At 41.0% G+C, this 11,009-nt stretch carries 7 protein-coding genes and 1 pseudogene; 3 read left to right on the forward strand and 5 right to left on the reverse strand.

Features of this window, described 5'->3' with window-relative positions; genetic code table 11:
- The 3 genes and pseudogenes from SPADD19_RS11775 to SPADD19_RS08735 form a co-directional block, all read right to left on the reverse strand.
- Window positions 1-311 (reverse strand): annotated as a pseudogene (locus tag SPADD19_RS11775) (DNA repair protein RadA); the annotation flags it as partial.
- Window positions 312-348: 37 nt separating this feature from the next.
- Window positions 349-888, reverse strand: coding sequence for a histidine phosphatase family protein (locus SPADD19_RS08730; protein WP_049497061.1), 540 nt, complete (start codon window positions 886-888; stop codon window positions 349-351).
- Window position 889: 1 nt separating this feature from the next.
- Window positions 890-1,336, reverse strand: a complete 447-nt coding sequence (locus tag SPADD19_RS08735) for a dUTP diphosphatase (RefSeq protein WP_023919767.1) — start codon at window positions 1,334-1,336, stop codon at window positions 890-892.
- 348 nt (window positions 1,337-1,684) lie between these two features.
- Between SPADD19_RS08735 and SPADD19_RS13145 the strand changes: the two genes are divergently transcribed.
- On the forward strand, window positions 1,685-4,951 hold the full coding sequence (locus tag SPADD19_RS13145; protein WP_061455809.1) for a SpaA isopeptide-forming pilin-related protein: 3,267 nt from the start codon (window positions 1,685-1,687) through the stop codon (window positions 4,949-4,951).
- 148 nt (window positions 4,952-5,099) lie between these two features.
- Here the strand turns inward: SPADD19_RS13145 and SPADD19_RS08745 are convergent, their stop codons facing one another.
- Window positions 5,100-5,789: a gamma-glutamyl-gamma-aminobutyrate hydrolase family protein gene (locus SPADD19_RS08745; protein WP_003002057.1), complete on the reverse strand. Its 690-nt coding sequence runs from the start codon at window positions 5,787-5,789 to the stop codon at window positions 5,100-5,102.
- 272 nt (window positions 5,790-6,061) lie between these two features.
- On the opposite strand from SPADD19_RS08745, the gene SPADD19_RS08750 reads away from it, so the two are divergent.
- Both SPADD19_RS08750 and galU read left to right on the forward strand, forming a co-directional pair.
- On the forward strand, window positions 6,062-7,078 hold the full coding sequence (locus SPADD19_RS08750; protein ID WP_061455810.1) for an NAD(P)H-dependent glycerol-3-phosphate dehydrogenase: 1,017 nt from the start codon (window positions 6,062-6,064) through the stop codon (window positions 7,076-7,078).
- A gap of 45 nt (window positions 7,079-7,123) precedes the next feature.
- Window positions 7,124-8,032 (forward strand): UTP--glucose-1-phosphate uridylyltransferase GalU, encoded by a 909-nt coding sequence (gene galU / locus SPADD19_RS08755; protein WP_003008975.1) that lies wholly within the window; start codon window positions 7,124-7,126, stop codon window positions 8,030-8,032.
- A gap of 64 nt (window positions 8,033-8,096) precedes the next feature.
- Here the strand turns inward: galU and SPADD19_RS08760 are convergent, their stop codons facing one another.
- Complete coding sequence (locus SPADD19_RS08760; RefSeq protein WP_061455811.1) at window positions 8,097-10,664, reverse strand: C69 family dipeptidase; 2,568 nt, start codon at window positions 10,662-10,664, stop codon at window positions 8,097-8,099.
- Window positions 10,665-11,009 lie beyond the last annotated feature (345 nt).

Consider the following 11,009-nt stretch of genomic DNA (forward strand, 5'->3'; position numbering starts at 1 on the left):
AACTGGGTCGACACTTGGAGAAGCAGGGTCGATTTCCCAATCCCTGGATCTCCCCCGATGAGAACGAGACTCCCTGGGACCACTCCTCCACCGAGTACACGGTTGAATTCCTCCATCTCCGTCTTGGTCCGGTGAACATTGATAGAGGTCACGTCCGCCAATTTCATGGGTTTGGTCTTTTCACCCGTCAAGGATACCCGTGCATTCTTGACCTCTGCGACCTCGACCTCCTCGACAAAAGAAGACCAAGAACCACAGTTGGGACACCGTCCTAGATACTTGGGTGAATTATAGGCACAATTTTGACAAATAAATGTCGTTTTTTTCTTTGCGATGATAAACCTCTTTCTAAATCTCTATCTCACACTCAATCACTTGGCAAAAATCAATCTTCTCATTTGGCACAAACTGGCGCATAAGCATTCCGTGAGTTACAATGATAATAGTTTTATAATTTTTATATTTTTCCAAAGCTCTTAAAAAACGATGACGCATCTCTAGATCAGTTTCATAGCGATAAGGAGAATCTTCAGATAAAGCTCCTTGATGTTTTAGATAATATTCATGAGCTACCAATACACTAGTTAAATCAGAGTTAGTGCCATCTAAGTCTGGACGCCACTCATGAAAAAACGGCTCCACAAACAAGTCCAATCCTGTTTCAACTGCTATATAATGTGCTGTTTCTAAAGCCCTCGTCACAGACGATGAAATAATAATCTCTGCCTTTCCAAAACATACAGTTTTAGCAACTTCTTTTGCCAGACTGCGACCTTTTCCTGTCAATGGTGCTAAATCACGACCAAAACCACTATAGAGTTGGGGATTTTCAAGTTTATCAAGCATACTATAATCTGGCTCCCCATGACGGACAAAGATAATCTTCATCTTATTTCCCTGTACTTCCAAAGCCACCAGTCCGCACGCCATCAGCCTCATCTCCATCTGCAATTAAGAAAGGAGCAAAGACAGCTTGAACCACACGTTCACCGACTTCAAGGACTACTTCCTGGTCGGTAATATTTTTCATCTGAGCAAAGATATGGCCTTCATTTCCTGGATTTCCGTAGTAGTCTCCATCGATAACCCCCACAGAGTTGATTAAGACCAGGCCTTTTTTGCGAGGGTTAGAGGAACGGTCATAAAGATAGAGCACCTCACCCGCTTGCATATAGGCCTTGACCCCAGTTGGCACGAGGACGATTTCTCCTGGTGCAATGACCGTGCGTTCTGCCACCTTTAAGTCGTAACCAGCTGCGTGTGCTGTCTCCCGTTTTGGTAACAAGTCCTGATTGGTATAGCTTGATACAAGTTCAAATCCACGAATTTTTGTCATCTTCATTCCTCTTTCATTCTATATAGTTTCCATCTCTTCTATTATACCATCACTTCGCCCTATCGTCGCCCCTATACTACTATTCGTATTTTTAAAAAGAATTCTCTTCAATCTGGAAGTTACATATTGTTTTCATGTTTTTTCTGAAAACAAAACGCTATCATGACTGATATGACATATAATTTGTGCTAAAAAATGCTATTTTAAGCTTGAAAATAAGTTTTATTTTTGCTATAATTACCTGTGTAGTGAATAATTTTAAAAGCAAAATATTTTACCCTATAAAATTATTTTGTGGAGGTCGTGTCTCAGCATTCAATTCTTATTACCAACAGAAGGGAAGATAAAATGAAAAAGAATAGGAATATTAAAATTTTCTCATTTGTCCTTTGTTTAGTGGCCATGCTTTTCGCTTTAGGTCTGAATCGCACTTCAGCTGAAACTCCTGATATTTCAGTAACTGGAAAATTTGTAGATGCAATTACAGATGTCAAAATTTCTAATAATGAAGGCGGAGTTCTCGACTGGGAATTAGAACAATGGGCTACATTCCGTCTTAATGCAGATTTTAATTTAACCGGAAAAAATGTTAAGGCAGGAGATCAAACGATAATTACGGTGCCTGATGCTATAATCATTAACTCTGATAATATTGAAATCAAGGATATCAATACAAATGAGGTGATTGCACATGCAAAACTAAGTGCTGATAACAAGTCCATTACTTTAACTTATACGGATTATGTTGAAAAACACTCAGATACTAAAGGAACTTTCTTCTTCTATGCTCGTGTCGATTTCAAAAAACACCCTCAACAAGGAGAAATTCCAGTTGAGATTACGATTAATAAAGAAACAAAACCTGCCGGGAAGATTACATTTAAAGGTATCGGAGATGGAGATCCACAAGTTTTATCAAAGACTAGTTGGGTTAATGAGAATGACCGAAAAGAGGTTAAATACACTATTTCAGTCAATCGTACAAAACAAAACATCAAGAGTGTAACAATTGAAGATCACTTGAAATTTACAAATGCTTCTTACGTAAAAGATAGCATTAAGGTTGTCAAAGGTAAATTTGCATTTGTAGATGGAGAATGGAAATTCTCTGACCGTGTTGATGTTACAGATAAACATAAAGTTACAGTCGCTGAAGATGGACAATCTTTTGTTATTGATTTAGGAGATATTACTGAAGCGGATCAATACCGAATCGATTATAATGTTCGATTAAACTACCAACCCGTTGATGGCGAATTATTGAATAATGACGCTACATTAAAAGGTGAAGGTGTCGTTGTTAAAGAAGTGACAAATGGTGCTTTAGTTCAAATTGCTGGTGGTGTTGGTGTTGGTTATATTTACTCAATCAATATCCATAAAGTAGATGAGGCGAATCAACCACTTAAGGGTGCTAAATTTAAAGTAGTTCGTCAAGCTAATAACCAAGTTATTGGTGAGTATGTATCAGATGATAATGGTAATATTGCTGTTAACAAACTGTTGAAAGATAAATATATCATCACCGAGGTTGAAGCACCATCAGGCTATGTCATCAAGAATGCAGATACAGAAGTTAATATTGAAGATTTTGGAGCTGATCGTTCAGTAACTAAAACAATTGTGAATCCGAAAGATAAGCCAAAAGAAACACAAGCTACCATCGAACTAGAGAAAGCTCTTACCGGTCGTGCTCTAACAGATGGCGAATTCAGCTTTGAATTGTACGAGGGTGCAACTAAGCTTCAAACTGTTACCAACAAAAACGGAAAAGTAACATTTGCACCAATTGAGTACACCGAAGAAGGTGAACACACCTACACTGTTAAGGAAGTAGCTGGAAATACCCCAGGTATTACCTATGACAAGACTGATAAACAAGTAACTGTTAAGGTGAAAAAAGATGGCGACAACCTGAAAGCAGATGTGGCTTATCCAGATAATAAAACCTTCTCAAATACTTATACGGCTCCTCAACCAGCAAAAGCTAAAATTTCAGCTAGCAAGATTTTAGAAGGTGCTGAATTGAAGAATGGCGAATTCAATTTTCAATTGTTGGATGAAACCGGAAAAGTTCTTCAAACAAAACAAAATGCTGCAGATGGTACGGTAACCTTTGATGACATTTCATATTCATCAGAGGACGCAGGAAAAACCTTCCACTACACGGTCAAAGAAGTTATTCCTGAAAGCAAAGCAAAAGGAATGACCTACGATGAAGGAAGTATTGATGCTACTGTAACTGTCACAAAAGATGATGCAAGCAATACACTCAAAGCTTCTGTGGCATATGGTGATAAAACATCCTTCACCAACAAATTAGTAACAACCTCAATTCCACCAACTCCTCCAACTGTTGACAAACCTGAATTGAAACTCTACAACATTCAATTGCACAAAGCTAACGCAGATGGAAATGCTCTTGCAGGTGCTGTATTTGGTCTCTTTGAAGCTGATGGTACTACTCCTGTAGCAAATCCTTATGGTGCAGGTCAAGCGACCGCAACTTCTGATGCAAATGGTCTTGTAACTTTTACAGGATTTGAAGCAAAAGATTATGTGGTGAAAGAACTTACTGCTCCAGAAGGTTATCAACTATCAACAGATGTGATTAAAGTTTCTGCTAGCGAGTTGAAAGCTGCGACTAACCTCGTCGTAGACAAAGGAACAGTGGTCAACAAACCGTTCACTTCAATTCCACCAACACCACCGACTGTTGACAAACCTGAATTGAAACTCTACAGCATCCAATTGCACAAAGTGAACCAAGAAGGGAAAGCTCTTGTTGGTGCCGTATTCGGTCTCTTTGAAGCTGATGGTACGACTCCTGTAGCAAACCCTTATGGTGCAGGTCAAGCGACCGCAACTTCTGATGCGAACGGTCTTGTAACCTTTACAGGATTAGAAGCAAAAGATTATGTAGTAAGAGAGCTTACAGCTCCAGATGGTTACCAATTATCAGATGAAGTCATCAAGATCGCAGCTAGTGATTTGGTTGCTTCAAACAGTGTAGTGGATAAAGGAAATGTCGTTAACAAACCGTTCACTTCAATTCCACCAACTCCTCCGACTGTTGATAAACCTAAATTAAAACTTTACAATATTCAGTTGCATAAAGTGGACGCAGATGGAAATGCTCTTGCAGGCGCTGTATTCGGTCTCTTTGAAGCTGATGGTGTCACACCAGTTGCCAACCCTTATGGAGAAGGACAAGCGACTGCTACTTCTGATGAGCATGGTCTTGTAACTTTCATTGGATTTGAAGCAAGAGATTATGTTATCAAGGAATTGACAGCCCCAGCTGGCTATCAATTGTTGAGCGATCCAATCACTGTTACAGTGGAAGACTATGTGAAATCTACAAACTTTGTAGTAGATAAAGGAAATGTCGTTAACACGAAGACACCTCCAACTCCGCCAACTACTCCTTCAACACCTCCAACACCTTCGACTGATAAACCTAAAGGAAATCATCCTTCTGGTAAACAATCAAAAGAAGGTAAGAAACAAGTCCTTCCTTCTACTGGTGAAACAGTAAGTACTGGACTTATTGCAGCAGGGCTTGCCCTTGCAGGTGCTGGAAGCATGCTCGTTGCTAAAAAGCGCCACGAATAAGTCTAAAACAGGTTTTCATCTAGCATTGCTAGATGGACCTGTTTTTTTTATTGATGACCGCCCTGTTTTCTGATCTTATTTCCGGTGTTTTTGCGTCTTTTCTAAGACACAAAAAAGAGATCAGCTCAAGTCCAACCTCTTAACTTCATTATAATTCCTGTAATAAATAACGGAAGAGTTCTAAATTCCCTTTTTCTTCATTGACCAAGTATTCTGGATGCCACTGCAAGCCCATAATCCGATGGCCATCTACTGCTTCAATCGCTTCGATGGTGTGATCACGCGGATCAAAGGCAGTCGCACGGAAATTTGGTGCAAGATCCTTGATACTTTGACGGTGCACGGAATTGATCCGACTGGCCTGACCAAAGAGTTGCTCTACCACACTACCTTTTTTTGTCTCGATAGAATGGGAAGTCCCAAATGGAAGACCTTGCCAATGACCTTCGATCTCTTGGTTGAGTGTTCCTCCAAAAGCCACATTGATCAACTGAACTCCACGGCATATTCCTAGAACCGGTTTGTTTTGGCGAACTGCTTCCTTCAGTAGGGCAAGCTCAAATTGATCGCGTTCGATATTGTAATCATCGCTTTCGATCGTTTTTTCTTCGCCATAGAGACTAGGATCGACATTTTGGCCTCCGCTTAAGATCAATTTGTCAATCGTTTCAACATAGTCCTTAACCAAGGAAGGATCTCCCATTGGAATGACCATTGGAAGCCCACCTGCTTGACGGATCCCTTCCGCAAATTGACTAGACACGGAGGAATGAAGGTTTTTCCCTTCCGGGTCAACCGGACAGAGATTAGCGGATACTCCAACAATTGTTCTGCACATATTCATTCCTCCTTCATTTTAACTACTACTTATCTTACCACCCATTAGTGATAGTGTCTAATATGTATTTTTTAAAACCGTGATAGATTTTATTTATCACCCTCACCTTCCTCACAAAACAATTGATAATCATACAAGTTTTTTTACCTATATTATGTTAAAATAGAGAGGAAAATAGAATCGTCCTTCAAGGCACTCATTAGGCCTTTTCGAAGGTGCAAGCGCTAGATTCCTAGCCTTGTTGAAAAATAGACATAGAAATGGAAGATACAATGGAAAAACAAACCGTTGCAGTATTGGGTCCTGGTTCATGGGGGACAGCCCTTTCACAAGTCCTCAATGATAACGGCCATGAAGTCCGTCTCTGGGGAAATATCCAAGAACAAATCGATGAAATCAATACCGATCATACCAACAAACGCTATTTCAAAGATATCGTTATTAGTGAGGAAATCACTGCTACGACTGATTTGAAAGCTGCCTTGGACGGAGTAGATGCTATCCTCTTTGTCGTTCCTACAAAGGTGACCCGCCTGGTCGCTAAACAAGTCGCTGAAACACTGGATCACCCTGTCACAGTCATGCACGCTTCTAAAGGGCTAGAACCTGGTACACACGATCGGATTTCTCAAATCCTTGAAGAAGAAATCCCTGCTTCTCTTCGCAGTGAGGTTGTGGTCGTTTCTGGACCGAGTCATGCGGAAGAAACCATCGTACGGGACATCACCCTCATTACAGCTGCCTCAAAAGATTTAGAAGCTGCACGCTATGTTCAAGAACTCTTTAGCAATCACTACTTCCGCCTCTATACCAATACAGATGTCATAGGAGTGGAAACTGCTGGAGCCTTGAAGAATATCATCGCAGTCGGAGCTGGGGCCCTGCACGGTCTTGGTTATGGGGACAATGCCAAAGCAGCTATCATCACGCGCGGTCTCGCTGAAATCACGCGCCTTGGCGTTAAGCTCGGAGCTAGCCCATTGACCTATAGCGGTTTGTCTGGGGTCGGTGACTTGATCGTTACCGGAACTTCTGTCCATTCCCGCAACTGGCGAGCTGGGGATGCTCTCGGACGTGGCGAAAAATTGGAAGACATCGAAGCCAACATGGGCATGATCATTGAAGGGATCTCTACGACCAAAGTCGCCCATGAGCTGGCCCAAGAATTGGATGTCTATATGCCGATTACACAGGCCATTTACCAAGTCATCTATGAAGGAAAAGATATCCGCGAAGCCATCCACCACATGATGAGCAATGAATTTAAAGAAGAAAATGAGTGGAAATAAGTCAACCACCCTATCATCAATCCTACCCTTTAGAAAGGAAACTATATGACTAAAGTTAGAAAAGCAGTCATTCCTGCGGCTGGTTTGGGGACACGCTTCCTCCCAGCTACCAAAGCTTTGGCAAAGGAAATGTTGCCAATCGTTGACAAACCTACGATCCAATTCATCGTAGAAGAGGCTCTGAAATCTGGAATTGAGGAAATCCTTGTCGTAACAGGGAAGGCTAAACGTTCGATCGAAGACCATTTCGATTCTAACTTCGAATTGGAATACAACCTCGAGCAAAAAGGCAAGACTGACTTACTCAAGTTGGTCAATGATACAACAGCGATCAATCTTCATTTCATCCGTCAAAGTCACCCTCGAGGTTTAGGGGACGCTGTTCTTCAGGCAAAAGCCTTTGTTGGAAACGAGCCTTTTGTCGTTATGTTGGGAGATGATCTGATGGACATCACTAATGATGATGCCTTGCCATTGACCAAACAATTGATGAACGACTACGATGAAACCCATGCGTCAACTATCGCTGTGATGGAAGTCCCTCACGAAGAGGTTTCTTCTTACGGTGTGATCGCACCTCAAGGCGAAGGCATTAACGGTCTTTATAGCGTTGAAACTTTTGTCGAAAAACCAAACCCAGAGGATGCTCCAAGTGATCTCGCTATCATCGGGCGCTACCTCTTGACTCCTGAAATCTTTGATATTCTTGCAAATCAAGAACCAGGTGCTGGCAATGAAATTCAATTGACGGATGCAATCGACACCCTTAATAAGACCCAACGAGTCTTTGCCCGTGAATTTAAAGGCCAACGCTACGATGTAGGTGATAAATTCGGCTTCATGAAAACTTCGATCGACTATGCCTTGAAACACCCTCAAGTCAAAGACGATCTCAAACAATATATTATCGACCTTGGAAAAAAATTAGAAGCATCTGAACAAACTGCAGACTAAAAAAGAAGGAAGAGAGATTTCATTCTCACTTCCTTTTTTTGTTGTATCTTATAAACTGTATCGTTTAATGGGTTCTACGTTTTTCGATGTAGTAGCCAAATCCAAAAACTATCAAAAGAACTCCGCCTACCATTGTCGCAATGGAAATACTTTGACCGGTTGATGGTAATTTTTTCTCACCTTTCTTCTCTTCAATTTTTGCTGCAGATTTATAAACTACACCATAAGTTGAGAAATGAGAGGTTGTAAATGTTATGGCTGACTTATCTTCATTTAGTTGGAATTGGAAGGATTCCAATTGACCATTTTCACCGATACCATAAACTGCTTCTACTTCTTTTTGGCTATTTACTGGAATGGTCACAACAGTTGGACTAATTTGATGTACAGGATTATTTTGGTTCGATAATTGAATATTATATGCCTTGTACTCTTTACCAGCTAGTTCTTTGACATCTTTCAAAACTTCAACAAGAAGACTATAGCCACCTTGAGCAAAATCAGGGTTTTGCAAGACGATACCTGTTGCCTGGTCTACTAAAATATATGAATTTGTTGGTAAAACTGGGCGACCAACGGTACTAACACTGTTGCTATTTGTAGGAACAACAGTAGTTGTACGACTTGGTGTTGTTTCTTCCTTGCTTGGCTCTGTACTTGTTTCAGTGCTTGGTTTCGTTTCTGACTTGCTTGGTTCTGTACTTGCTTCGGTGCTTGGTTTCGTTTCTTCCTTGCTTGGTTCTGTACTTGACTCAGTGCTTGGTTTCGTTTCTTCCTTGCTTGGCTCTGTACTTGCTTCGGTGCTTGGTTTCGTTTCTTCGGTGCTTGGTTTCGTTTCTTCCTTGCTTGGTTCTGTACTTGCTTCGGTGCTTGGTTTTGTTTCTTCCTTGCTTGGTTCTGTACTTGACTCAGTGCTTGGTTTCGTTTCTTCCTTGCTTGGTTCTGTACTTGACTCAGTGCTTGGTTTCGTTTCTTCTTTGCTTGGTTCTGTACTTGCTTCGGTGCTTGGCTTCGTTTCTTCCTTACTTGGCTCGGTGCTTGACTCTGTTGGATCCTTGTAGTCATCTGGTAAAGATGCACGGTATGGATCATCTGTACGACCTGCTTCTTTTAGAGTTGCAGACAATTCAGACTCATATTGCTTGAATTGTTTGAAGAGACGTTCAGACCGAGCTAAAGCATCTTCAGTCACCTTATCTTCAACTGCTTTTGCTGCAGCTTCATCAGCTTTCAAGGCAGCGTATTTTGCATCGCTCACTTTTTGTTCAATAATGAGCTGTTTTTCTAGTGCTTTCCAGTGATTTTGGATAGATTTTCCAAAGAGATCTTGGTTATTGATGGCCATTTGGTCGATGTGCCAAACTGTCCAATACCATGAATTTGGATCATAAGTAGCCGTTTGAGGTTTAAAAGCTTCGTAAGTATCTTTTACATTTCCATAGAATGGAACATAAGGGGTATTCCGTGAAGGTCCCATGCCGAGCCATACAGTTCCACCAAATGATTTTGGAAGGTTTGGATTGATTTGATAGACATGGGCATCAATCACATTTTCATTTCCTAAAGCATACTTGTATTGGTCTTTCCGAACAGTATCGTTGCTACCATCATCACCTTGTTTCTTAACACCAATTTGATCATCTGGTACAAAACGTCCATTCAAGTGTTCAAACCGGTTCCGTTGCAAGGCAAACGCATCTTCTAAGGTGTATTTTTTGTTTGGATCGGTTGGTGAACGGAAGAGCTCATACTCATCATCCTCATAAGTGACTTTAGAGTCTGGATCTAGCAAGGTGATTCCTGCATAGGTCCGTGAGCGGTCTCCTTCAGCATATTTTTCTGGTCCATAAGATTTAGCGATATGGAAGTTGCCATCTTTGTCTGTCTTGTAGTTACCAGATTCCTTGGCTACTTTTTCGACATCTTTAGAGGCAATGACATTTTCAGTGTCATTCAAATCAACATGACCTAGGTAGTAGGTATTTGCAAAGACTGCATATTTATCTTCTGGCACCTTCACCGCTACATATTGGTGGCCAGAAAGAATTTCCATATACCAAGTTTCATTTTGGTCTGCAAAGACGACCACATTCCCTTCAGCTGAACCTTTTTCTTCGATGACTTTAGCCAGTAATTCAACTCCTTCACGAGCTGACTTAACGCGTGGTAACACTACGTCCAACATAGCAGCTTCTGGAATTCCGTTTTCTGTCAATGGGTCCGTCTTCAAGACTTTCTTATTCGGGATAGCTGTTACTGTCGCAGTCATGGATACACCGGCTTCATTAAATCCATGTTCACCAAAAGCACCGTTACTACCATCTCCACGAGCAGAGTCATAAGTCGCTGTGTATTTCATTTCACTGGCAGCATGTGGATAGGTAAAACCATTAGATTCGTCTTCCAGTTGATCCCCTTCCTTATAGTTCTTCGCATCAACAACTACAAAGTTTTTGTTGTGCTTTCCACCATTTGGATAGTAAGGGTAGTCTTCTGTCCGACCAAAGAGAGTGGTCCCATCCTTGGTCAATTGGCGACCAATGATAAAACCGCAACAGGCTTGAACAGCTTGAATGGGTAGGAGTAAGAGTGTCATCGCTACCAACGAGAGTTTTAACAACCATTTTTTCATGGCAAATCTCCTTTGTTTTTGCACTACTTTTGACAAAATAGCACTATTTTTGATTTTTATACCTCCAGTTTACACCTTTCTAAACCCTTTTGCAAGCGCTTTCTATTTTGCATTTTTATACCTTTTTACCCATGATTACCTTCTCTATGGACCTAGCAATAGAGGGCTCACTTGACTCCTGCAAACATATTATAATAAATATATACAATTCTTTGCTTTTCAAACAATTTTCTGTTAGTTTACGATTGCGCTACATTTTTTAGGAAAAAAAGAGAGTGGGACAGAAATCGGTAATTCGTTAGAATTCGATTTCGTCGTCCCACCTCCGCACAGTTGAGTAGGGCT

This window comes from Streptococcus parasanguinis (assembly GCF_001578955.1).
GTDB classification, from domain to species: Bacteria; Bacillota; Bacilli; order Lactobacillales; family Streptococcaceae; genus Streptococcus; species Streptococcus parasanguinis_U.

What these genes read in the sequence shown, in the direction of transcription:
- SPADD19_RS08730 (WP_049497061.1), bottom strand. Translation starts at nt 888, where the DNA reads ATGAAGATTATCTTTGTCCGTCATGGGGAGCCAGATTATAGTATGCTT.
- SPADD19_RS08735 (WP_023919767.1), bottom strand. Translation starts at nt 1,336, where the DNA reads ATGACAAAAATTCGTGGATTTGAACTTGTATCAAGCTATACCAATCAG.
- SPADD19_RS13145 (WP_061455809.1), top strand. Translation starts at nt 1,685, where the DNA reads ATGAAAAAGAATAGGAATATTAAAATTTTCTCATTTGTCCTTTGTTTA.
- SPADD19_RS08745 (WP_003002057.1), bottom strand. Translation starts at nt 5,789, where the DNA reads ATGTGCAGAACAATTGTTGGAGTATCCGCTAATCTCTGTCCGGTTGAC.
- SPADD19_RS08750 (WP_061455810.1), top strand. Translation starts at nt 6,062, where the DNA reads ATGGAAAAACAAACCGTTGCAGTATTGGGTCCTGGTTCATGGGGGACA.
- galU (WP_003008975.1), top strand. Translation starts at nt 7,124, where the DNA reads ATGACTAAAGTTAGAAAAGCAGTCATTCCTGCGGCTGGTTTGGGGACA.
- SPADD19_RS08760 (WP_061455811.1), bottom strand. Translation starts at nt 10,664, where the DNA reads ATGAAAAAATGGTTGTTAAAACTCTCGTTGGTAGCGATGACACTCTTA.